19 protein-coding genes and 1 tRNA gene are annotated in these 24,281 nt (G+C 52.8%); 3 read left to right on the top strand and 17 right to left on the bottom strand.

The window, feature by feature from the left end:
• Positions 1 to 4: 4 nt before the first annotated feature.
• Positions 5 to 328 (top strand): MGMT family protein, encoded by a 324-nt coding sequence (locus F454_RS0109225; protein WP_018970367.1) that lies wholly within the window; start codon positions 5 to 7, stop codon positions 326 to 328.
• Between the two features lie 167 nt (positions 329 to 495).
• On the opposite strand, the gene metH is transcribed toward F454_RS0109225, so the two are convergent.
• Positions 496 to 5,049 (bottom strand): methionine synthase, encoded by a 4,554-nt coding sequence (gene metH, locus F454_RS14770; RefSeq protein ID WP_018970366.1) that lies wholly within the window; start codon positions 5,047 to 5,049, stop codon positions 496 to 498.
• Between the two features lie 72 nt (positions 5,050 to 5,121).
• Entirely contained in the window at positions 5,122 to 6,510 is a 1,389-nt protein-coding gene (gene mgtE / locus F454_RS0109215) for a magnesium transporter (protein WP_018970365.1), read from the bottom strand.
• Positions 6,511 to 6,679: 169 nt separating this feature from the next.
• Between mgtE and F454_RS0109210 the strand changes: the two genes are divergently transcribed.
• Positions 6,680 to 6,755 (top strand) — tRNA-His (locus F454_RS0109210).
• A gap of 724 nt (positions 6,756 to 7,479) precedes the next feature.
• On the opposite strand, the gene F454_RS0109200 is transcribed toward F454_RS0109210, so the two are convergent.
• The 15 genes from F454_RS0109200 to F454_RS14755 form a co-directional block, all read right to left on the bottom strand.
• Positions 7,480 to 8,019, bottom strand: coding sequence for a terminase small subunit (locus F454_RS0109200; protein WP_018970363.1), 540 nt, complete (start codon positions 8,017 to 8,019; stop codon positions 7,480 to 7,482).
• A gap of 269 nt (positions 8,020 to 8,288) precedes the next feature.
• Positions 8,289 to 9,335, bottom strand: a complete 1,047-nt coding sequence (locus tag F454_RS0109195; protein ID WP_169334354.1) for an AAA family ATPase — start codon at positions 9,333 to 9,335, stop codon at positions 8,289 to 8,291.
• Positions 9,336 to 9,369: 34 nt separating this feature from the next.
• Complete coding sequence (locus F454_RS0109190) at positions 9,370 to 11,169, bottom strand: hypothetical protein (protein ID WP_205619019.1); 1,800 nt, start codon at positions 11,167 to 11,169, stop codon at positions 9,370 to 9,372.
• Positions 11,170 to 11,191: 22 nt separating this feature from the next.
• Complete coding sequence (locus F454_RS0109185; RefSeq protein WP_156817223.1) at positions 11,192 to 11,656, bottom strand: hypothetical protein; 465 nt, start codon at positions 11,654 to 11,656, stop codon at positions 11,192 to 11,194.
• Between the two features lie 37 nt (positions 11,657 to 11,693).
• On the bottom strand, positions 11,694 to 11,834 hold the full coding sequence (locus tag F454_RS16360; RefSeq protein WP_018970359.1) for a hypothetical protein: 141 nt from the start codon (positions 11,832 to 11,834) through the stop codon (positions 11,694 to 11,696).
• A 124-nt stretch (positions 11,835 to 11,958) separates the two neighbouring features.
• Complete coding sequence (locus F454_RS0109175) at positions 11,959 to 12,186, bottom strand: hypothetical protein (protein ID WP_018970358.1); 228 nt, start codon at positions 12,184 to 12,186, stop codon at positions 11,959 to 11,961.
• Between the two features lie 96 nt (positions 12,187 to 12,282).
• Positions 12,283 to 12,927: a hypothetical protein gene (locus F454_RS0109170; protein WP_018970357.1), complete on the bottom strand. Its 645-nt coding sequence runs from the start codon at positions 12,925 to 12,927 to the stop codon at positions 12,283 to 12,285.
• 1 nt (position 12,928) lies between these two features.
• Complete coding sequence (locus tag F454_RS0109165; protein WP_018970356.1) at positions 12,929 to 14,233, bottom strand: tyrosine-type recombinase/integrase; 1,305 nt, start codon at positions 14,231 to 14,233, stop codon at positions 12,929 to 12,931.
• A 231-nt stretch (positions 14,234 to 14,464) separates the two neighbouring features.
• Positions 14,465 to 16,006 (bottom strand): DUF7133 domain-containing protein, encoded by a 1,542-nt coding sequence (locus tag F454_RS0109160; RefSeq protein WP_018970355.1) that lies wholly within the window; start codon positions 16,004 to 16,006, stop codon positions 14,465 to 14,467.
• Positions 16,007 to 16,012: 6 nt separating this feature from the next.
• Positions 16,013 to 16,966 (bottom strand): c-type cytochrome, encoded by a 954-nt coding sequence (locus F454_RS15790; protein WP_018970354.1) that lies wholly within the window; start codon positions 16,964 to 16,966, stop codon positions 16,013 to 16,015.
• A gap of 36 nt (positions 16,967 to 17,002) precedes the next feature.
• Positions 17,003 to 17,665 carry a 3-keto-disaccharide hydrolase gene (locus F454_RS14760; protein WP_018970353.1) on the bottom strand — a complete coding sequence of 221 codons (663 nt, stop codon included), beginning with the start codon at positions 17,663 to 17,665 and terminating at the stop codon, positions 17,003 to 17,005.
• Positions 17,662 to 18,537 (bottom strand): sugar phosphate isomerase/epimerase family protein, encoded by an 876-nt coding sequence (locus F454_RS0109145; RefSeq protein ID WP_018970352.1) that lies wholly within the window; start codon positions 18,535 to 18,537, stop codon positions 17,662 to 17,664. The genes F454_RS14760 and F454_RS0109145 overlap by 4 nt, the downstream gene beginning before the upstream one ends.
• A 3-nt stretch (positions 18,538 to 18,540) precedes the next feature.
• The gene (locus F454_RS0109140; protein WP_018970351.1) at positions 18,541 to 19,233 is read right to left on the bottom strand and encodes a 3-keto-disaccharide hydrolase; all 693 of its coding nucleotides are present in this window, start codon (positions 19,231 to 19,233) and stop codon (positions 18,541 to 18,543) included.
• Between the two features lie 4 nt (positions 19,234 to 19,237).
• Positions 19,238 to 20,299: a Gfo/Idh/MocA family protein gene (locus tag F454_RS0109135; protein WP_018970350.1), complete on the bottom strand. Its 1,062-nt coding sequence runs from the start codon at positions 20,297 to 20,299 to the stop codon at positions 19,238 to 19,240.
• A complete protein-coding gene (locus F454_RS14755) occupies positions 20,296 to 21,930 on the bottom strand; it encodes a divalent metal cation transporter (protein ID WP_018970349.1) in 1,635 nt (544 codons plus the stop codon). Before F454_RS14755 ends, F454_RS0109135 begins: the two co-directional genes overlap by 4 nt.
• Before the next feature lie 501 nt (positions 21,931 to 22,431).
• On the opposite strand from F454_RS14755, the gene F454_RS0109125 reads away from it, so the two are divergent.
• On the top strand, positions 22,432 to 24,258 hold the full coding sequence (locus tag F454_RS0109125) for a hypothetical protein (RefSeq protein WP_018970348.1): 1,827 nt from the start codon (positions 22,432 to 22,434) through the stop codon (positions 24,256 to 24,258).
• Positions 24,259 to 24,281 lie beyond the last annotated feature (23 nt).

Here is a 24,281-nt window from a genome sequence, read left to right as displayed (position 1 = left end):
CCCCATGAGCAAAACCACCGCATTCCAACAACGGGTCTACGACGCCGTCAGCCAGATCCCAGCAGGGAAGGTCACCACCTACAAAGCCCTCGCCGACTCAATCAACTGTGGCTCCGCGCAAGCGGTCGGCCAAGCACTCAAGCGCAATCCAAACGCACCAGAAGTCCCCTGCCACCGCGTCATCAATAGCCAGCTCAACATCGGTGGCTACCTAGGAGAAACCCAGGGTGCCTCACTGGAAAAAAAGCGCCAACTCCTAGCAGAAGAAGGGGTGGAGTTTGATGTAGGAGGTAGGCTCATTGATGGCTCAAGGGTCGCATTACCCTAAGATTCCTGTGCTTCGTCCGAATCAAGCCTCGGGCAAGAAAACCGCTATCGAGCCACCTGCTGTAATAATATTCCCGGAGCACTTTCGGACGACTGAGGACAGCCGTCCCTACCTGAAAACTAGGGTTCCTTCACACTCCACGCTTCTCACTAGCCGCCATGCGGCGACTAAGCATTATACCCGAGCCATGGGCCGAGCCAGCGCTCGGCTTTTTCTTTGCTCCAGCCTTTGCGCTCGGCGTAGTCATCGATTTGGTCTTCCTGCAGCTCGCTGATCGCGAAGTAGTGCGACTCTGGGTGTGAGAAGAGGAGGCCTGAAACTGCGGCACCGGGGTGCATGGCGCAGGACTCGGTGAGCTCGACGCCGGTGGTTTCGGTGGCATTGAGGAGTTCGAAGAGTGGTGGCTTCTCGGTGTGGTCGGGCTGGGCTGGGTAGCCGGGTGCCGGGCGGATCCCGCGGTAAAGTTCCTTGATGAGTTCGTTGTGGTTGAACTCGTTCGGGCGCTCGTAGCCCCACGCGACACGGGCGCGGTGGTGCAGGAGCTCGGCGAATGCCTCGGCGAGGCGGTCGGCAATCGCTTTGATCATGATGCCCTTGTAGGGATCGTTCTCAGCAGTCTCTACTTCCTTGGCCCATTCGTCGGCACCGTGGATGCCCACGACAAAGCCACCGATGAAGTCGTTTGTGGCGGCGGTTTCTAACCGCCCAGCCCCACATGGGTCATGGTTGTCAGACTTGAATTTACCGGAAACGAATGGGTAGTGATCAAGCCCGATCTTGCTTGGGTTGCTGAGAATGTAATCGTATTGGTTCCAGAAGTCTTCTTCGTCGCGGACGATGTGGTCGTAGTATTCTTTTTTCCAGAGCGTGCCGCTTGTGCCAGCGTGCTCGTTGAGCTTACGGGCGGAAAATAATTTGATGCTGCGAAGGATCTCGCTCAGCTCGTGCCCTTCTCTAGGGGTGATAAGAAGGTGAACATGATTCGACATCACACACCAAGCAGAGAGGTCGTAGCGATCGCCATCAAAGTGCTGGATGGCATCTGCCACAATTTGCGCTGCCTCAGGGTCTTTCATCTCTGCGCGGCCGTGCCCGAGATCAAGTGATTCTTCGATATGGGATCGGTAGCTTGCATCTTTATGTTGTTCCAAACGAGCAGTTAATTCCTCATCGCTATCCGCAATTGCTTTAGTAATGCGGGTCTGCAGCTCATCTTTTTCGGCACGGTAGGCATGGATGACGGATTGTGGTAGTGCGTCATCCAGGCGGAATGTCACCGCGTAGGTAGCTCCTTTTTGGAACCAATGAGGGAGATGTTGTTGGCGTTTTTTGATGGATTGCTCTTCATCGAAAAACTTGAAATCTGCTGGGCTAGACGGTTGGAAACCGTCGCCACGTGGAGCCACATAGTCGCTGAGGGCGAAGTGTGGTTTGTCGGTGGATTTCTCGATCTGCTGGCGCAGGGTGTGGAAGGTGGTGGCTTTCTTGCTGCGTGAGTCGTCGGTCCAGACGGTGATGTCGTCGCCATCTGCATTGGCGGGGTAGAAGCCGTAGGTGCCGCGTGCGGTGAAGCGTTTATTCGCAATGATGTCTTCGAGGATTTCTTGGGCATCGGCGAAGAGTTCTTGTGCTTGTTGGGCACCAGCTTCGTTCTTGGTTTTGAGTACCTTGGTTTCGCGGTCCCAGACACCTCGGATTTCCCAAGCGTGGAAGAAGGGAGTCCAGTCGATGTACTTCGAGAGCTCGCGTAGCGATTGGCTCTCGATCACGCGGGCACCGGTGAATTCTGGCTGAGCTGGTTGGTAGTTCTCCCAATCGAAGTTCGGCTTGTTAGCGCGTGCCTCATCTAGGCTGATCGTTGGCTTCGACTTCTTGTTGAAGTTGTCGCGGAGTTTTTGGTGGCGCTCGTCGTTGTCGGCCACAAATTTATCGCGCCCATCTTTGGAGAGGAGTGTGGTGGTGACGGGGACCGAGCGCGAGGCGTCGAGCACGTGGACGATCGGGCCTGAGTAATGCGGTGCAATCTTGACCGCAGTGTGGGCGGCTGAGGTGGTGGCGCCACCGATGAGGATCGGCAGCTTCATGCCGCGGCGCTCCATTTCTTTGGCCACGTGGATCATCTCGTCGAGTGACGGGGTGATGAGGCCTGAGAGTCCGATGACGTCGCAGCCTTTTTCGATGGCGAGATCGAGGATCTTATCGCAGGGCACCATGACGCCCATGTCGATGACTTCGAAGCCATTACAAGCGAGGACGACGCCGACGATGTTCTTGCCGATGTCGTGCACGTCGCCTTTGACGGTGGCCATGACCACGCGTCCGGCAGTGGCTTCTTTTTCGGCGGCAATCTGGGCATCGTGGTCGTTGAGCTCAGGGTTCTTGGCCTGAAGTTCTTGGATGCGACCAGAGAGTTTTTCTGCCTTCTCTGCTTCCATGAAGGGCTCGAGGTAGGCTACGGATTTCTTCATCACGCGGGCGGATTTCACCACCTGCGGGAGGAACATTTTGCCGGCTCCGAAGAGGTCGCCAACGACGGACATGCCATCCATGAGTGGGCCTTCGATGACCTTGAGTGGCACTTCGTACTTCGCTAGTGCTTCTGTGGTGTCTTCCACGACGAAGGTGTCGATGCCTCTGAGTAGAGCGTATTCGAGGCGCTTTTCGACGGTGGTTTCACGCCAGCTGAGGTCGGCCTGTTGCGCTGCTTTTTTGACCCCTTTGAATTGTTCGGCAAAGTCGAGGAGTCGCTCGGTAGCATCTGGGTCGCGATTGAGGAGCACGTCCTCGACGTGTTTGAGCATCTTGGGCTCCACTTCATCGTAGACCTCGAGCATGCCAGCATTGACGATGCCCATGTCCATGCCATTTTTGCCAGCGTGGTAGAGGAAGGCGGCGTGCATTGCCTCGCGCACTGGGTTGTTGCCACGGAAGGAGAATGAAACATTGGAGACACCACCGGAGACTTTGGCGCCTGGAAGGTTGTCCTTGATCCACTTGGTGGCCTTAAAGAAGTCCACCGCGTAGTTGTTGTGCTCCTCGATACCAGTGGCTACGGTGAGGATGTTTGGGTCGAAGATGATGTCCTGCGGGTTGAAGCCGACTTCATCGACGAGTACCCGGTAGGCGCGCTCGCAGATGCGGATCTTTTCTTCGTAGGTGGCAGCTTGGCCATTTTCATCGAAGGCCATGACCACAGCAGCTGCGCCGAACTTCATGATCGTGCGTGCGTGCTTTTTGAAGACTTCTTCACCTTCCTTGAGCGAGATCGAGTTGACGATGCCTTTGCCTTGGAGGCATTTGAGGCCGGCCTCGATGATCTCCCACTTCGAGGAATCCACGGTGATTGGCACCTTGGTGATGTCTGGCTCAGACTGCACAAGGTTGAGGAAGCGAGTCATCATGTCGACGCCATCGATGAGGCCGTCGTCGAAGCAAATGTCGATGACGGGCGCGCCATTTTCCACCTGTTGGCGGGCGATGGCGAGGGCGTCTTCGAGCTTTTCCTCTTGGATGAGTTTGCGGAATTTTGGTGAACCGGCGACATTGGTGCGCTCGCCGATCATGAGGAAATTCTTATCGGCGGTGTGGTTGTAGGGTTCGGTGCCAGAGAGGCGGAGCAATGGCTCGATTTCTGGGAGCTGTCTTGGCTTTACCCCTTTGACCGCACGCGCGATCTCGGCAATGTGCTCCGGCGTGTTGCCGCAGCAACCACCGGCGAAGTTGATGAAGCCAGCCTCGGCAAAATCTTTGAGGCGCTCGTACATGTCCTCGGGAAGGAAGGGGAAGCCAGTCGCAGAGAGCGCGTCGGGCATGCCCGCATTCGGGTAGCAAGAAACGTAGGTCTCGCAGACCTTGCTGAGTTCCTCGACAAAGGCGCGCATCTGGTCTGGACCAAGCGAGCAATTGAGTCCGACAGCGAGTGGTTTGACGTGTGCCACTGCATTCCAGAGTGCTTCTACTTTTTGGGCGGAGATCATCGTTTCACCACCGAGTCCAACCGCGGCGGAGATGATGATCGGTAGCTTGATGTTGTCTTCTTCAAAGACATCTTGAATGGCGACGAGCGCACACTTCGAGTTGAGCGCATCGAAAATGGTTTCCACCATGAGGATGTCGACCCCACCTTCGATGAGGGCGCGGATTTGGCGTTTGTAGTCGATGTAGACTTGGTCGAAGGTGACCACGCGGAACCCTGGATCGTCGGGGTCGACCGCTGAGTTGTTGAGACCCACAGTCATCGGGCCGATGGCGCCGGCGGCGTAGCGTTTGATGCCGGTCTTCGCTTCTACCTCATCGCAGGCTTTGCGAGCGAGCTTTGCTGACTCGACATTGATCTCCCAAGCGAGGTCTTGAAGTTCTTTGTCGTCGATGACTTTTTGATAAAATTCTGGGTCCTTGCGGCCCTCGCCAGTTTCGCGGGGATCTTCCACAAAGAATTCCGATTGAGCGATGGCGGTGCCTGAGAATGAATTTGTCTCGACGATGTCTGAGCCACTATTGAGGAAGCGCAGGTGGATGTCGTGGATGACATCTGGGCGCGTCAGGCTGAGGATGTCGCCATTGTTGAGGATGTCTTTATCGATGTCCTTGAAGCGCTCGCCACGAGCATCTTCTTCAGTGAGACCATAGCCGCGGATGGTGGTGCCCATGGCTCCATCCAAGACGAGGATGCGTTCATTGAGGGCTGCGGTGAGTTCTGCTGTGGCGTCGGGACGTGGCATAGAAAAAAGTGTGAAGTTGGAAGTATGAAGTGATCAGTCGGGTCACTTGCTTCGCAAGGTGTTGCACTCGACTTAAAGTCCTATGATGGCTTTTGCAACGAAGAAGTAGATGACTAAGCCAGAGACGTCGACAATCGTGGTGATTGCAGGGGCCGCAATCAAGGCTGGGTCGATCTTGGCAGCCTTCGCTCCGAGCGGCAAAAGTGAGCCCACTAGTGTGGAAGTAGTGATCTGAACCGCAAGTGCGACTGCCACGGCGACTGCAAATTTTCCGAAGCCGACTTCTGGCGGCATGTGGACATCAAACATGGGTACAATGGTCACGGTGATGATGGCCATACAGATTCCTAGTAAGGACCCCAGCATGAGGCCTAAACGTAGTTCTTTCCAAGCCACGCGTGCGAGTGAGGATTGGTTGAGCTCGCCCAGTGCCATGGCGCGGATGATCATCGTGGAGGCTTGGCCTCCGGTGTTGCCGCCTGCGGCTACGACCATCGGCAAAAATAATGAGAGGATGAATAGGCTGTTGAGGACGCCTTCGAATTTGATCATTACGACCCCAGAGGCGATCGCCAGGAGAGCCAAGCCGAAGAGCCAAGGAAAGCGCCGGCGGAAGTGGACCATCGTCCGCGTGTTGAGGTACGATTCTTCAGAGCCTTCACCGGAGAAACCAGCCATTTTCTCCATGTCTTCTGTGGATTCTTCTTCCAAGATCTCGACCACATCATCGTGGGTGATGATCCCGAGGATGCGGTGTTGTTCATCGACTACTGGGAGGACAAAGAGGTCGTACTTGGAGACTATCTGGGCAGCATCTTCTTGATCGGCTGAGGCGAGGATGAAGCGTTTCACCGGGCGCATGATTTCGGTGATTTTGGTTTCCCAGGAATTGAAGGCGAGGTCGCGGAAGCGAACAAAGCCACAGAGCTTGTCCTTGTCGTCGATGACGTAGACGCGAGCAAAGGATTCGGTCTCGTCGCTGCTGGAGCGGAGGTGATCGAGTGATTCCTTGACCGACATATGGGCGTGAATGCTGCCGAAATGCGTGGTCATCCGTCCACCAGCAGTATTTTCGTCGTACTTGAGGAGGTTTTTGGTTACCTCGATGTCATCTGGCTCCACCAGATCGAGTAGCTTTTCGCGGGTCCCTTCTGAGACGTCCTGCAGCAAATCGACTCGGTCATCATCTGAGACTTGATCAAGGATCTCACGTTGTTCGTCGACGTCGAGTCGGCTGATCGTTTCCTCCACTAGCGTGTCGGGGAGGTCGGTGATCACCTCGGCAAATTGCTCTGTATCGAGCTGATCTGCGAAGAAGTCGCGCGCTTCCTGGCTGAGACCTTCGTAGACCTCTGCTAGATCCGCGTAGTGTAGGTTATCAGCGTGTTTGAGGAAACTCGCAGCATCACGGGCCTCAATCGCGGCCACCAAGAGGCGCGTGCTTTTGTTCTCCTCGCTCATGCCAGCATCCTAACCTCGAAGATGGGATTGGAAAGCGTGAATATCTCCTAGATTGTATTCTTTTTTGGACTCACTAGAAATTTAGAATTTTTCAAAAAAGCGCAAAAAAGAACTTGCTAAATCGTGGCGGGTGCGTAGTTTTTCGCCGCACCGCATAGCGAATGAAATGGTGGTTGTAGCTCAGTTGGTAGAGCCCCGGATTGTGATTCCGGTTGTCGCGGGTTCGAGTCCCGTCATCCACCCCATTCTTAAATAGGCTCAGAGTTCGCTCTGAGCCTTTTGTTTTAAAGGGTTACGGTGGTTTTGGTGAGAGTCTTAGAAATGCAATATAGTTGCAGAAATGCGCCGAAATGTAGGAAAATGCACTAAATTGTTTAGTAAAATGTTTAGTAAGATTTATTCACCCTTATTCACACTCTCGCAAGGCGTCGCCACTAGTGAGTTACTAGCTGTGGTGCGTATCGCTTACAAAGGTGAAGCCATTAGTGGCGGCTGGGTGTGGTCTAGGTGAGATCACTTAAAGCGCATGAAGACAAAAAACATGATAATTCCTAGTATCATCATCACCCCCCCAAGTGGCGGGAGTAAGAAGCAAATAGGGATTGAGAGTAAAATTAAAAAGCAGCCTACCCGTTGCTTTGAGTCTTTCTCTTTATTTTGAGCCTCCTTGTTTGGCCTACCGCAATGAGGACACGTTAGAGCATCCTTACTGATCTCCTTGTAGCACGAGAAGCAGGGACGAAGATTAGGATTCTGCACCTTGGGGGGCGGTGTCGCTTGCGGCGTTGAGATCTCCGTACTTCCATCAAGCTTGATAAAGAAGCGGTTCTCACACTCGATGCACTTGAAGTTGTTGCCGAAATGTTCGACCGCCACGTTCATTTGTTTAGCGCAACATGGACACTTGATGACCGCTTCGTTCATACACCGATTTGCTATACACCGTGGCGGGATTAGTCACCCATAAAATCAAACAGCGTCGCGTTGAGCTTTACGTTCTTTGTCCTGCGCTACTGCTTCCTCCCACTCATCCAATGAGAGCGGGGCGGGGAAGAATACCTGAGCATCTGGGTTGGCTTCCTTCGCCTTCTCGACGCTATCAGTCCAGCCGCCTACACCTTCGCCGTGGTGAGCGGGTGCGACGTAGCAGACGGGTGAAGTCTTGATCACGGTTTGCTCTTTCGGTTCTTCGTCGTAGTTACAAAGCTTGCAAAGCCTCGCAGCCATCGCCACATAATTTCTGTAATCCTTCTCGCTCTTTGCGTCGTTCATGAGTTCTGAGAGGTCTTGCTTAATGTCTAGCGCTGTTTTTACTGCGACGCTCTCAGCGGCTTTGTGGAGGCTCTCTAGGTATGTTGTGAACTCAGGGTTCTTCATGAGCTTAGCAACTTGATTGCAAGCCGATTGATGCGTTGATGGTTTGTAACCAGCCTTCAAGCACGCTTCCCAGTCGTTCAGCCCTTCAAGCTTCGCTTGTGCTAGCAACCTTTGTCGGTGAAGTAATTTCATGTGTTCATAGTAACACTTTAAGCATGAAGGTTCAAGCGGTGGCGTTAGGACGCGAAAAACGCCACCGACAATCACGAAGGACTGAAGGTGGCGTGGAAACTTTAAGCGCTAAAATAAAGGGACGAGGTTTCCATTTTTTAGACCTGTGTTTCCTCGGTGGTTTCTTGGAAACCTATACAGTGTAAGGGGTGTCGTGTTGCAGTTTCCATTCTCGGTTTCCAATGTTTCCACGTTTCCCACACTAGGGCGGGAAACTGGAAACCACGGGGTTACACTGGTAGGTACTTGCCGCTCTGAATCTTAATCTTCCCTTCCTCTGCTGCTTTCTTCGCCCACTTGGTGATAGTGCCTTTCCCTTTACCGAGGGCGTCACATAACTCTTTATTCGACGTGATGCCTCCCACGATCATCTCAACCATCTGAGCACGGAGGTCGATCTCTTTAGTCGCCACCACTGTCTCCTCGTCCGTGTAGATCATCGACCACTCAAGCGAAGGCGTCTCAAGCGCTGTCACGTTGCGGCATTTGGTGAACTTGGTTTTGAAAGCGTGAGAGCACTCGCCTTTGTCGTCGCACTCCTCCACGCTCAGAATCCAGTGCGCCATGTCCTCACGCTTGCTAGTGCCTCGGATGTTCCCGTTCCTGCCAGCATGGCAGACAAGGACAACACTAACGCCACGACGGCGAAGCTCCAGCAACCACGGGGAGACTTCCTCCCACGAATCGGCTTTGTTTTCTTCTAGTCCGTGAAAGGCTGTTGATAGGTTGTCGATCACTAGAAGTGACACGTCCGATTCAATGCACTGGTTCATGATCACCTCCTGCTGTCGTTTGTCGGCAAAGTTCATAGAACACGAGTCATTCGACTCGGTGAAGAGTTGTTCATGGCTCAACATTAGGAATGAATCAGATTCGATGTTCAGTTGCTTGCATCGTCCCTGAAGGTCTGGGAGGTTCATTTCAGCATCAACGTAGAGCGTTCTTTGTGGAGTTGGGGCGCTCCAGTGATTCCCCACTTTCTCACCATCACTGATGGCTTTACACATCATCAGGGCTAACCAGCTTTTACCAACGCCACGAGGGGCAAAGATAATGCCATAATCACCTTTCAGAAGGAAGGGTGATAGTAGCACCTCACGTTTTGGAATATCTCGCTGGATAAAGTCCTTAGCGGTTATTGTGGCGGTTTTGAAAGCCCTAGTCATTCGGATTTGGGTGACTTCGTCAGAGGTTGTGCGTCCCGACTCTGTGGGGGCTGTGACCGTATTGTGAAGCAACGGTGGCGTAGGGATTTCATTGGCTAGATCCTCTTTCATGCTGGTTGTGATTTGGCGTAGTGTACTCATAGGGTTATTGGGTTGGTAGTGGTGTGTTTAAAGTTAGATAGAGAAGTGAAGAATCTGAGAATCCATCACTAGGGATACTGTGCTTGGTTGTGTTTATGCCTAGAACACGCGCATTGATTGCAAAGGCGTCACCGAACTCGTGAAGCCATTGCAGTAATTCGCCTCTAGGTTTATCGAACCACGCCGTTAAGCGTCCATCCTCCTCGTCAGTGACGGCTCTGAGCGTTAGCCCCTCTCCCTCTAAAATGCGAATAATGGCACACGAGGCGTCTTTACTGTCTTGGAATGGTCTCATGACTAAGAAGGGCGTGCTCTGTACGTTATCAACGCAGTGAACGCCATTATCCCTGAGATTTGTCATCTTGGCTAAGGAAGGTGAGACGCTATTGAACCCAGATAAGGGGTCATCATTATTGGTAGCTTTTCCCGCACTCCACCAAGCTTGTAGACTTTGTGGAGGGTCGCCCTTATCACCTAGCCATAATCTAGCATCGAAGCCGAATAGCTCCCCTAGGAAAGCCCCACGAGTGTCTCCGTTGATTTCTTGCGGCGATTGGTTCAGGAAGTAATCCTTATAGCCCTCATGTGGGGTCTTACTGGGGAGTTCCTCCCTCAAGAGCTTCTTGAATGCTTTCAGAGCTAACTCTGAGCGCTCCTCCTCAACCTTCGCCACTGTTTGTTCGTCATGCTCAACGCTGCGCGTTAAAGCGCTGTTTATGAGCTTTTCTAGCGCCTTCTCTAGCCTCATGGTGTCAGTTGCTCGGCGAGAGGCTGCTTCAGGGTTTAGGTAAAGCAAATCCTGCGCCTTGCGGTCTGGATCGACTGCTAGCTTCTCCCTGCAAGGGCTCACATTAGGAAACCTCGTGGCGTTGCTTGGAGTCTGAGCCACGCCACTATCAGCCCCGTGTAGGCACGCTAGCTTGTGAAGTAGTCCTAGCGCTCTCTCGGTGTAACCTTGGACGTTCAGGTAACAGTGATAGCTCTCTCCACCGCTGAAGACTACCGAGGCGAGGGGGGCAACCTCTTCCAATGAGAAGACGAACGAGAGCGCGCGGGAATGCAGCTCCTTAGTCATCTGATCCATTTCTAGGATCATGTATTTTCGCTCGGCAACGCAAACGTCGAGCTTATATGACTTCCACTTTCTCCCCTTGGTGGTTTTCACCTCGTGAGCGTCAGGGAGAAATGTAGAACCAGTGGTGTAAAAGTAAGGGTTCTCGTCTGCGTCAGCTTCTCTTAGCTCTGCCGCAATCTCTGAGGCGGTGCGGGGTTTCTCCCATGCAGCTTTTCCTCTGTCGGCTACCCATACTAGGTCGTTTGGCGCAAACAACGTAGAAACAAACGTGCTAGCATCAATGTCGTCACCAAGTGGCGTCTCGGCTTGCAGCTCTTCCAATGCATCGAGAGTAAGCGGCTCGTAAGCCTCCAAGAGTCGAATATCTTTAAGCCTCTCACGCGGGGGGGCAAATGCGCTAGGTTTCCTCTGAATGGTTTCGCCACGAGTTGCCAACGCCTTGTCGAAGTCTTTCACCACGTCCTCATAGCGGCGGTAGTCTTTGCCATCGTCGTAGAGATCAAAGATCCACCTCATCCACTTCTCATCACTCTTGCCTAGTGATGTCATGAACCTAGCCACGCGGATCAAGTACGCGTAACGACCGCTGCTTGCAGGTGGGAACTCAAAGGCTAAGTGCTTTTCATCAGCGGGGAGGCTGAGGTAACGGCTGCGCTCACTCTCCGTTGCTAGCAGAGATAGGCGGTACGCTTCAGCGTGCTCCTCCTCGATGCTAGGGGCTTCAATCATTATTTCTTCAATCACATCCATCCTAGCAGCCCCTCTCTCTATCAATTAGCTTCTCACCGAATCGTTCTGCCTCGTAGACGTCGTGATAGAAGCACCCCGTGGCGTGTGTCCTAGCCTCCTTGGCGTCTCCATGCGTCCCGAAATGCTGTGTGTAATAAATCAGGTAGTCACCTACTGCTCCTATAGCCATCTCGGGGGCGTAGTAGTGCTTCCATGTCTTCACGATCTGCGAAATGGTGCGTGTTGCTGTGGAGATGACAATAGGGGTCACAAGGCTCGTGTCGCGATCGGGTAAGAACTCCTCAGCAAACTTAGTGGTTTGAACATTGGCAAACTTCACCGCTTTCTTGTGTGAGTTGTTCACAGCGAAATGTCGCATGTAGAAGCCGAAGTATCTTCCCGACAAGTGAATCACTATGTTCGAAAAGTCCTCTAGGCCTTCTCGCGTCTTTCTCTCAATGAGCTTATCAGCGATGTCAGGAACCACACTAGCGATGGACTTGCTGACTGATTTTAGTTCCGATCTATTCATTTTCGCCTCCTTTCTTGGCGAGCTTGCAAATGAGATCGAGTAGAAGATGCCCGATATAGACTGGGACGGCGAAGGCCGCTAACTTGAGACAGAGTAGCGCGATGGCCTCTGATACAATTATAAGATAGTTCATAATTCTATGAGCCACCGTATGTTTGAAACTTGCGGGAAAGCCCCGCGTTAGATAAAGTGCTTTGTAGGAAATTCCTTAGAACTCCGTCACTCTCATGTTCAAACCACGAGCGGCGGAGTTCTTTTTATTTTGCGTTGATTGTGAAGCGGCTTTCGAGAGCTTCTCTGACTTTCACGGGATCGACGAAAACGCGCCGTCCTATCTTAACATGAGGGAAATATCCTAGCGCCTTCCATTCTGAGAATGTTCGGAACGCTGGACGCGTCGCTTCGTCTGGAAACACTGCTGCGAGTGCTGACTTCAATCCCACGAGTGTGGGCTCCTGCTTAGTGGGGCTTAATTGCTTAACCATGCCCTTAGTTTCGCACTGCTGCACTTCACCTAGGGGTTTGATAGTTAAGAGATTTTTTGCCTATCACTTACTCACTGTGAACAACTTGCGGCTTGTCTAGTTGTCCAACGGTTCGTTGCCTCTTATTAAATCACCTATTCCGATCTCATTTAAGGCTTTAGCAATGTCACTACTCACCTTGATTTTCGCCTTAGCGCCGCTCTTCCACTCCTCTAAAGCGTCTTCATTGTAATACCGTATCAACTCACACCTAGACGTTGGGAGCTCTTGATTCTGTATTATGAAGTGAAAAAGCACCGTTAAGATTGCAAGGTTGTTTTTAGGGTACTTAGACTGAGCTTTAATCAATCCACCTTGCTCTTCTAGCCATTCACCAATGCGTTCTGGGGCGTCATCTGTGTTCTCATGAATGTGTTTCAGCATCACGTCCAAGAGAGAATTGCCGAACGCGCTCATGCTGTGCTCGCAGTGCTCTATGTGAGGGGCTTGTAAATCATGAAAACCTCTAAGGAAACTAACTTTCCTAGCTGAGTGGAACATTTCAAAGAGGCCAGTTGAGCCGCTCTCAGGGGTTTTGCGTGTAGTTTTCTGGTGGTAGTCGATAATGGCGTCCACTACCTCTCTTAGCTCAGGAGCTAGCTCTTCTATCTGAGTCTCACTATCGTCATTAAGAATTTGCCCAAGGAACTTCGATCTATGCGCCTTGAATGCTTCAGATTCTCTATATTTTACTCCACTCATACTAGCTAACTTTCAAATGACCTGAGCCTTTCGGTTTCTCTTTAGCGAACACAGCCACTCCTGCTTCCATGTCTGGCACGATAGAGGCGAAGGCTTCAGCGTCTCCTCTTGAGCGGTGATACAGGTAATGCTCCTTTACCTTGGCCTCACTGTTTCCAGCCTCTAGCGCTGCATTTCCAACACTCCTATTGAGCGCCACATGGTAAGAGATAAAGCTGTGGCGCGTCTCGTCGTGCTGAAGCTTGAACTGCTGCCTGATGTGGCGATAAGCGCGGGGGAAATCCAGCCCCTCGGGAACAATTGGGAGATGCTCATAAGCCTCTAGCCACTTCTTGAGGTTAGGAGCAATGGTGACGGTTCGCTCCCTCTTGTCCTTCGTCATGCTTGCATGAAGTCGGATAGTGTTAGTTTCTAAGTTGATTAGTGAAGGGTTTTCAGCAAGTCGTGTTAGCTCGCCTTGCTTCACCTCGGGGCTGGGTCTAATCCCCGTGAAGTAGGCTAGAGCGAAATATTTCACCATTGCTCCGCCGTTGTACTGCATCGCATAAGTGAGGAGATCACAAACTGTCTGAGGGTCGCTAGTGGCGATAGGGGGACGCTCCTGCCTAATTGAATCCTTGGAATACTTCTCGATGTCCTCAACGGGGTTGTGGAACGTCCAAGGGCGTTGAGTGCTCAGGTCTTTCTCCATTGCGAAGGTGAAGAACGACGAAACCTCATTGCGGCGATTGTTCCACGTCTTCTTCTTGAGAGTCTTACCGTCACGTCCTTTGAGTTTACCTAGGTAGAGCCTCACCTGTTCCTCAGTAATGGTGTGAAGCTCAACGTCGCCCGTGTGTGTCATTAGTGCGTTCACGGTTGTCTTTAGTGTGCGACGCTGCCTGTCACTGACTCCAGCTTTCTCCTTCTTGTCGAGTAGCACCTTCAGAGCCTCGGATATTGTTAGCGTGTGTTTTGGGGGTCTGTGGTGGCGTAGAAAGAACTCGACGGCTTCTCGGATAGAGTACGTTTCACCTAGGGTGCTCTGAGCCCACTCAGCGTCCTGCAAGTTCTGTTTAGTCAAACTCGATAGAAACGGCTGCTTTGCCTCCGACATTCCTTTCAATTCTAAGTTCTTCTGATTTTTGAAGATCTCAGCGTTAGGCAATTCTTTGAATTCTTTGGTCTTGGTCTCGCCGTCGATCTTCCAGCGTACACGAAAACTCACATAGGTCTTCCCGTTTTTCTTCTGCGAAACCGTCGCAAGAGACGCCTCTGCACTCTTGGCTTTCTTGTCTGTCAGTGTTACTCTCTCCCTCTTGCTCACTGTTGCATCTTGGGGACATTTAGACGCCTCTACAAGTGCCTTTTTTTAGTAAAGTGTGTAGTAAAGGTGTGTTTTCACTTATTTTGTTGGTGTTCGGTGACGGGTTCGAGTCCCGTCATCCACCCCATTTGTTATCCTAAAAAAGGCGTCTCATGATGAGACGCCTTTTTTGTTTGCTGCTTGCCCGACCTCTTCGCTGAGGCCGTGGCGGCTAGTAGATGTCAGCAACCATCAAGGTAGCACGTGAGCCGTGTACCAAAAGCGCTTGGATGAGAGTTCTCCGCATGATGCCTGGATGGCATTGGGCAACGTGATATCATAGACACGGTTTGCCATCATGGCTTGATCCAGGGTGAGTAAGACTTGGTTGTTGGCCATGGTGGTGATCTTGGCGGTATGTTTTTGCCGATTGATTTTGGGAGACCCATAGTGCGCGTGATAGGCGATGGTGTAGGACTCGATGGATGGTTTTGGGCTTTGTGAGGCCAGGGTGATGTCGTGATTGAAGGTGATGAGGAATCCTGAGTCGGTGAGCTTGACCGATTCGACCATGAGGTAGGGTTTCCCGGTGTAAGTGACTTTACGAATCCCTTCTCTGCCAGGCCAACTGAGGTGGGTTTTCCCTAGGTAGAGCGACTTCCCATCTTTGGAATAAAGTAGACGGTTGTTGCCCATTTCAATGGCTTGAGTGTTGAGGGTGTGGATGGCCGTTCCCTGATGGGTTCCATTGACCGTGTCGGGCAGGTAACGGACGAGCCTAGCGTGGTTCATCTCGCCCATGATGATTTGGTCCTTCGACAGTGCCGTGTCACGATGTGGGAAAAATGAGGGACGGCTCTCCAAGGGTTGGGTGATGGAGTTTCCACATTCGCCCTGGGGGAGCAAGATGGGGGCTTTGATGCGCATCGCTTGGAGCTCCTTCACGGGGAGCCGGGCTGGCACACGCTCTGGCGGTGACTCAGACCAGAGCAAGGAGGCGACGTGGCCATGGAAGCCACCTTCCTTGATGCGGTGCATCTTGGAGGCGCCGACCCAATCGCCTTGATTGTCGCTGATCCAGAGTTGGTCTGAGTGATCGATGTAGAGTCCATTGGGCGTGCGGAGTCCGGTGGCATAGACTTCGGCTTTTTTGTTGCCTGGGGTGATTTTTAGGACACAGCCGCGATAGGGAACTCGGGCGTACATTCTAGGAACGTGCTTTTTCTTTTCATTCCATTCCTTGCCGTCTTTGTAGAGAAACATGTCATGGGTGAGCCCACCGGTGTCGTTCCATGGGCCTCTGATGTGTTCTCGCACACCCGATCCGTTGGAGGCGGTTCCCAGAGCGATGTAGATGTTTTTCTTTGAATCTTTGACGAGGCCAAAGGTGAATTCGTGATAGTTTCCTGACAGCCCCCAATCGTTGCAAACATTCTCGTAGAGGTCGGCTTTACCATCCTTATTGGTATCGTGGAGTCGGGTGAGTTCGCCGCGCTGGATGACGAGCACGGTGCCTTTGTCTTCGACATAAATACCCAGTGGCTCATGCAATCCTGAGGCGAACAAGGACCACGATTGATCTCGTTCGGAGTACACCATGACTTCCCCTCGGTGGAAGCAAGCGATGAGCTTGCCTTGTGGGGTCATGGCGAGCCCACCAATTTGGTAGTCGACCCCTTTAGGAGCTGGGATGTCTTCCACCTTGTAGTGTTGGGTCCAAGTAAATTGAGCAAGGACTTGGCTATGCAATACCCCTAGGATGGTAAGTAGCTTGAGAATGAGTCTAGGGTTCATATGTTGCTATGGGTTTGTGGTTTTCAATGAGTACTCGATGGTGAGTTTGCGAGGTTGAGCTTTCACCTTGGTGACCATGTTGTTGTGCTCCTTCGTGGAGGGCAATGAGTGAGAGGGAAGCGGCTTGTTACTTTTCACTGTCTGCACGATGGAGTTGCCTTTTACGGAGTAGGATTCACTGACCTTGATCCCAGCGACAATGTAGTGGATGGTTGCGAATCCTGCTGCGTCGACCGCGTACCCGCGATAGTGTTTTTGTTGACTGAAGAGCGGGGCATCGGGGCGGTATAGCTCCTTGCCTACCTTGGCTAGTGAGTTGCCATTACTGCGCCAGTAGGTGTAGTTGTCGACTGCTCCAGCAGCGATGTATGCGAGACTGCAGCTGTCAGTGTCCCAAATGATGTTGTGCTTTTCGGTGGTGGGCAAGGCGAGCAAGAGCGAAGCGGGTCCAGTATTTGGGAAAAAGCTACGCATGAGCCTAGGGCGGCGGGTGTAGGCTTCGGATGTGAGGAATGGATCGACTTTAGGCATCTTGATGCGCTCTTGACCTTTGCTTTTTTCTAGGATGTAGCGATGGATCTGGATGAGCTCACTTTTTTCGATATGCGCCATGGATGGCATTTGAGCCATATCGGGATTTCTTTTTCCTGGGTTGAGGCACCAATCCACGAATGCTTGTTGTTTGGCTCGTGGGTACCAGATTGCGATTTGCACGAGGGATGGGCCAACTAGGTCCTTATTCATGTCATGACAAGCCACGCAGTTGGTGGTGAAGGCGGCTGGCGCCTTGTTCTTGTTCTTCGTAGAAGATTGTTTGGTGGCTTTCGCTTTACTTGGTGCCGTTGGAGTTTCGTGCGCAGGTGGGCGCGGCACTTCATTGCCTTGTGATGCATCGGGCGAGGCGCACACAAGGGCTGGAAGTAGCAAGGTGAGGGTGGTTAGAAGGGAGCGTTGCATCATTTTTAGAATTCGTTAAGGCAGCGAGGGGTGGTGGTTTTACTTGGTGAGATCGATGATCTGGATGTTTCTCCAGCGCACGTGGCAGGCTTTGCCATTATGCACTTGTAGTCCGATAAATCCCTCACGCGTGTCGTGTTCTGAGTCGGTGTCGGTGAAGTCGGTGCGGAGCTCGCCATTGAGCCAGATTTGGATGCGGTTGCCTTGGCAGCGGATCTTGAATGAATTCCAATCGTCCCATTTGAAGAGAGCCTTCCCTTGAGCGGTGAAGGCGCGAGCCACTGCTAGTTTATCAGCTTGCTTCGACTTGGTGGGGTGGAGCCAGCCACGGCGTGCTTCATCGTAGATTCCTCCAGTCCAGACGCGTTTTGGGTTGTTGTCAGCTTCGCATTGGTAGCCGAAGACGCGGCCATTGCCAGCGCGTTGCTGAGCGCGAAACATGACGCCAGAATTCCCTTCAAGTGTGTCGAATTTGAATTCGTAGCTGAACTCGAAGTCGGTGAAGGTCGCCTCCGTGCGGAGGAAGGAATTGCCTTTGAGGTTTTCTCCGGTGCCTACGATGCAGCCGTCTTCGACCTTGAAGTCGGCTTTGCCGCCAACCATGCGCCAACCCGTGAGGTCATTGCCATTGAAGAGCTCGGTGGGTTCTGCTGCGAGGATTGGGAGCGTGAGTGCGATGAGTGTGCTGAGGATGTGTTTCATGAGAGTGCTTGGATGATGGATTCGAGTTCTTTGCCGTACTGGATGAAGCTGGAGTAACATTGCTGCCAGTCGACTTCTTCGGCACTGGCGTGGAAGACGGTGGCGACGTGGGGTTCGATGGCGATGAAGCCACGGTAGTTTGATTGTCTGAGCTCAGCGAGGATTTCGCGGACTTGAGCTTGGCCATGTCCTGGGAAGGTGTACTCAGGTTCTACCTCGTCGTTTGTTGGGTTTAGGCAATCTTTTACATGGACGTGGACGATGTGTTCTTTGACTTGGTGGAAGAACTCGAGGCTGTCTTGCCACGGGTAGTTTCCCTCGGATTCTGGCATTGATCGATCGCGCTGGAACACGGGATTGCCCGTGTCGAAAATGAGCTTCATGCCGGGGACTTCATCCAGCAATCGCAGTGTGTGCTCAGCCGAGAATCCTCCCCAGTTCATACAATTTTCATGGGCCACGGTGAGTCCAGCATCGGCAAAGCGCGCGGTCACTTCACGCAGGCGGCGGAAGCGTTCTTGCTCAAATTGCTCATCGCCCCATGGTTCCTGCGCATACGACATCACGCGCACAATCTGCACACCCAGCCGGGGCATGCGCTGGATGCAGCGCTCGACTTCACCCAGGGTGATGGAGAAGTCGCTGTGGATGGGTTTCGACCACGAACCGATCAAGGATCCAAATTCGACCACCTGAAGGTCCGCTTCTTCTAGTGCGTGTTTTGCTTTGTTGAAGGCAGCATCACTGAGTTCATGGATGTTCACGCCATCGATGCTGCGGGCTGAAAGATGGCTCCAGCCGAGCTCCTTGGTGGCCTTGATCTGGGTGGCAAGGTCGGGCGCTGCCTCGTCAGTGAATCCAGTGAGCTTCATCGACTAGTTGTTTTCTGGTTTGAGTTCGCGGATGAACATATTTCTAAATTCCACATCGGTGTCGGAGTGGTCTTGGAGGTGGATGGGACCCTGGTGGGTGCCGAAATCTAGGGTTCCATTCTTGAAGTACTTGCTCTTCTGGAAGCGTTCATTCCAATCGTCAGATCCATATTCGATGGTGAATACTTTGTGGCCATTGAGCCAGTGCTCGATGGTGTTGCCCTTTGCAATGATGCGTCCGCTGTTCCATTCTCCAGCTGCCTTGACGAGGCGTGGGGCTTCCTCCGCTGCGAGTTCGTAGAGCTCTCCAGTACGGTGGCTTACCTTGTTGTCGCGGTAATTCTCGTCGTCGGTGATTTGGTATTCGAAGCCAAGTGAGTTTTTGCAACGATACTTGATGCCGCTATTGCAGTTGTGTTTGATGTTGAACTCGAATTTGAGTTCGAAGTGGAAGTAGTTTTTCTTTGTTTCAATGTGTCCACCGCGGCCCTCACGGCTGCGGTCGAGGCTGAGCACGCCATGTTCGAGCTGCCAGCGTTGGCCGAGGGCGCGGTAGCTACCGTCTTTTGCCTTGCGAGTTGAGCGCCATTGCTCCAGGGAATCTCCCTCCAGTAGGTTGACCCAGTCAGACTTTTGGGAATCGTTCGCGTGCAGGCAGCTTGCCATGATGAGGATGCAGAAGATGATAAATTTCATGTTGTTATTGGGTTGGTGGTGAGAGGTCGATCCATTGGCCTTGCTTGATTGCACTGTCGTAGATTGCTCTGATCAATTCCACTGCCTTGCGCGCCTCGTGGGCATCCACGCTGCAACGGCGGTTTTGTTGGATCGAGCTGACGACTTCTTCGAAGTTGTGCTGGTGGCCGGTGAAATTGATTTTTGTTGGGTCGTTGGCTCCGATGCCAATACTCTCGGTGTCTTCCATGAGCTCGGCGTGGATCGTGGTGTCGATCGGCTGCGCTTCGGCAAAGTCCCAGACGCGGAAGGCTTCATCGGCGAGAAAGGCGCTGCCTTTGCTGCCACAGATGTTCACCTCAGCGGGGTGGCCATGGGTGGAATAGCAGGCCGTGGAGCCTTGGATGACGCCGCGTGCGCCATTCTCAAATTCTAGAATGGCCACTGCTGTGTCTTCTACTTCGATCCCTTCGTGGGCGACGCAGGCCACCGAGGCTGAGACTCGCTTCACTGGCCCTACGCAATAGAGCAATTGGTCGATGATGTGGATCGATTGGTTCATCAAGGCGCCACCGCCGTCGAGCGCCCAGGTGCCGCGCCAGGCAGCTGAGTCGTAGTACGCCTGGTCGCGGAACCATTTGATCGAGGCTTCCACGAGGGAAAGCTGGCCGAAGCGCCCAGTATCGACCGCTCGTTTGAGTTGTTGGATGGGGGCGTTGAAGCGACGGTTGAGGATGGCTGCCAGTGTGACTTGCTTTGCTTCGGCAGCGCCGATGAGTTGGTCGATGCGCTCAGGAGTGATCTCGAGCGGCTTTTCGCAGATGACGTGTTTGCCCGCCGCGATGGCAGCCATGGCTGGATCAAAGTGCGCGCCAGACGGGGTGCCGATCGTGACGATCTTGAGCTCGGGATCGGCGAGGAATGCCTCGAGTGAGGTGTGGGACTCGATCCCGTACTTCGCGGCGAATGCCTGCGCTTTTTCAGGGCTGCGGTTGTAGCAAGAATGCAAGGAACCATTCTCCATCGCCTCGATTGCGAGCGCGTGGAACTCCGAAATCATGCCCGTGCCGATAATACCAAATTTCATCGTTGATGGGTGGGTTGTGCCGTTTGGCGGTTCTTCAAGATGAATGAAATGATACCGATGGCGGCGAGTGCCCCAAGGATGATGAGCCCGTAGAAACCTGGGGTGCCTTTGTTGAGCAATGCCCAGACTGAGGCGAAGCCTGCGAGGAAGAGGCCAATGCCCATGAGGAGGTTCACGATGATGCGTTTGCTGCCACGGAGCATTTCAGAACCTAGGGTGCCTTTGGAATTCATCAGGAGAATGAAGATCAGGTAGGCAATCGGTAGCAGCGTGGTGGCAATGACTGAAGCTGGCACGGCCATCGCGGTCTTGTTCGCACCACTCCAGAGGTAGGGCGCCAGAGCCGCAGTGATGGCGGGGATGGCAGCGCCGATGAGGAATGGTTTTTTCGAGCCCGGTTTGCCCATCGCCTGAGAGATGGCGAAGCCATTCATCAGCATGTGCACAATCATGGTGGAGACGGCCATCGCGAGAATGCCAATGCCAAAGATCAGCTGTGAGGGTTTTTCTCCCACTAGTGGTGCCAGTGCGGTGGCCAGCTGGCGTGCGTCACGTTTGGTGATGTAGGCCGCAAGCTGGCGGTCGGCCAGCGGCAGGGCGTCGGCTGTGGCCTGTAAGGTTTCTTCAGTGAAAGGGATCTCAGCTGCAGCGAGCCTGCCTTTGAGGTTGTTGTAATAGCCAGTTTCTAATGCGATTGGCTTGCCCTCAGCGTTAAGAATGTCGTCAGCTTTGCCGTGGAATTGAGCCGAGGCGGTGATCACGAGGAATGAGGCGGCGATGACGAATGGGAGCGCGAGTCCGAGCCCGAGATCGTAGCGCGAGAGCTCACGTTCGCCTTTGCTCCAGCCTTTTTTCTTGAGTGTGTAGGGCAGAAGGAAGGTCATGTTGATGGCCACCGCGGTGCCGAAGGCGGTGATGATGATCGAGCGTTGTTGATTACCAATGAGGCCTTCCCAGTAGGTGGCGTGACTGCCGGTCGCGCTGATCGCTGATTGCAGTGTCTCGGCTGGGGAGAATAAGGAACTAAAATCCGGAATGAAGCCTTTCAGCACGGAACCCAGCGCCACATTTCCATTCGCCATGTGCACCGCGGCGGCTCCGAAAAAGCATAGGATCACGATGCCGACCATCACCTTCAGGATGTTCTCAAAGGTCGCCACACCCTTCGAGCCCGAGCTGTAAAAGTAAACCACCGCATAAGCGATCACCGCCATCAAGCCAGTGATGAGGTAGGGATTGGCTGCGCTTAGGCCGAAGTTTTGTTGCACGATCCCCAGCCCGAGCGAGGCCTGCGCTGGGCAGAAGACGCAGTCGGCAATCACCGTGGCGAGTAGCCATGCCCACGCCAGGACTGGAGAAATGTGCTTGCAGGTAGAAACAAAGGGCGTCTCCTCGGTGCTCAGGGTGATGTAGGCCAGAGCCGCGAGCATCACCACCCCAAAGAGCATTGCCAAAGGCTGTAGCCATAGGAGTTCATTGCCGCCGATCACCCCTAGGTAAAGCGCTCCCACCAAGGAACCCCCTCCCAGAGTCACTGCGGCCTGCAGCCAGCCCGGGCCGGAGAGCCGACCGTAAATGGCGAGTTTTTTTAAAAAGGGTGCGCCTTGCGCTGCTTCAGTAGATGGCTTCAAAATATATTATCAGAGTCGTTGTTCTAGTCGCTACATCATGGGAAGATAAACGACTCGAAACAATTACTCCATGCGTAAGTGAAGTATACAAGTTACGACATGTTTAAAGAGGGTGCAAAGACACGCATCCCTAACGCACTTTCTGGCGGATCGCATGTTCATGGTGGTGGCAGGGATGGCTTTCCATGCCGTCCAGCTAGCTTGGCTGCGTAACTTCTAGAAGTTCGAATTGCCGTGGCGGTGTGGATTCAGAATTTCTTAGCACCCTAGGTTTTGTTGATCTGTGCACCGCTGGGCGGCTTCTGCTTCTGGGTGCAGCTCGGCGGGTCGAGGGGAATCCGTCCCTGCTGAGGCAGAGGCTTCATTTAATGTAGATCATGTCTAGATGCAGTATCGATAGAATCGGTGTCTGCTTCATATAGATTGAGGACCCGAGAGAATGTTGTTTGCAGTTGACATGTTATTATCTAACTGATTTCTCTTTTTCATCATCTAACTGACATGAAAACCTATCGCTCTTTCCATCGTTTATTGAATGCTAACTCGATCTTAGCTTCCTCTTTGCTCTTAAGCTCAGCACTGTCAGCGCAGACTGTCGTTGAGCCAGATTATGGTGTCGCGGAGCTCAAGTACCTTCAGGCTGAAGACGGCTCGGATGGGGTGGATGTTGATAAGGCTATAGTTCAGGTCGAATACATGGTGCCAGCTGGAGCGGAGGTCCTTATACCTATTGGAGAATTTCGAGTAGATACTGTTCATCGAATTCAAGTTTCATCTGCTGGTGTTGGTGGAGACTCTTCAGGTGAGCTTCTCTTGATGTATAAGCCTGGTAAGATTGAGGAGGGTGTGGTTTCAGAAGTTAAATTTTCAGCCAGTCATCTTCACTATAATGTAATGGCTGCAGACAATGATGATGGTTGGTTAGGCTTGTTGGCGTTACATGCTTTTAACCCTATGCCAGTGGATGTTAAAATTTCTGTTTCTATAATCTCCCCCATGGAGAATAGTTGGTATTATACGACTCCTACTCAAACAGAAATCGCTAGGTTTGAGCCCATTCAACCCCAATTATTGGTTGCCAAGGGTGATGTTATTCCCGGGTTTTCCAAAGAACCTGGCGTCTATGTCGATGGAGCTAAGGTGCTGACGGAAGATTCAGTGGCTACAGTGCTCTCAGGTAGCTACATCAGCCAGTCGCCGAACAATCAAGCAGGAGGCAACTCACTTCTCTTCGAAGCCGACAATAGTCGAATCCCGATGGAGGGCGCTGGCTCGCGCTTTATGTGGCACAGCGGAAAGTCTGCACTCCGTGTGGGAACAGCAAACGCCAACAGCTGGACTGATCAACACATCGGATACAACTCGGTAGCCTTTGGCTCAGGTTCCATGGCGCATGGCGATCAAGCAGTGGCCTTTGGTAACCATTCCTTCGTCATGGGTGACAATGCCTTCGCAACAGGCAATAACGCCGTTGCTACGGGATATGCCGCGGCATCGATTGGTATGAGTTCAGTCAGTCGTGGAACAGGAGCATTGGCTATCGGGCACATCACTGATGCTGATGGGAAGTACAGTTTTGCGGGGGGACATGATAGTACGGCCTCGGGGCAAACATCATTCGCCTTTGGTGAAAAAATACTGAACGCTTCAGATCGTGGTTTTGTCGTCGGCCAGTACAACGTTGATAGCCGAGACATCCAATTCGCAGTCGGTAATGGTGCCGACGAAGCCAACCGCTCCAATGCCTTTGTGGTGAAGAAGGATGGTTCTGCTGATTTGGCTGGTCCTTTGACAGTGGGGGGAGAGATTGTTCTTACAGATGGGGCGTCCATGCGATATGCACTTGGTCTAAGTAGAAATATAGTACTTGCGGGAGGTATTAGTGACGGACTCCGTTCAGTGGCAATGTCAGGAGGCGAAACTGATTCTGATTATGCAACAGCCATGTCGTTGGCACAAGCTGATGGTCACGGTTCAGTAGCAATGGCTGATGGGACGACAGACGCTGCTTATGCAGTAGCCATGGCTGGTGGATTGGCCAAGGCTAGTTATTCCACCGCGATGGGCTTCAATGAACCACGCGTCACAGATGCTGGTCGTGCCGCCTGGCAGGGGGATGATCAGAATTCCGTGCTCGAAGTAGGTATTGGCTCATCCGATTCGGACCGCAAAAATGCCCTCACCGTCTTGCAAGACGGATCGGTCGAAATCGGCAAGGCTACTGCGGACGATAACTCCGTCCCACTCCACATCAAGGCCGACGGCTCCGTGGTGCTCTCCAAGGCCCAGGGCGACATCTCCATGGGGATCTTTGGTGCTGCTGAGTAAATACCTGATTTCCCTTGCCTACC

The sequence above is a fragment of the Rubritalea marina DSM 17716 genome (assembly GCF_000378105.1).
In the GTDB taxonomy this organism is placed as follows: Bacteria; Verrucomicrobiota; Verrucomicrobiia; order Verrucomicrobiales; family Akkermansiaceae; genus Rubritalea; species Rubritalea marina.
The sequence above is the reverse complement of the archived record's forward strand: the minus strand, read 5'-3'. Positions and strand labels throughout refer to the sequence as shown.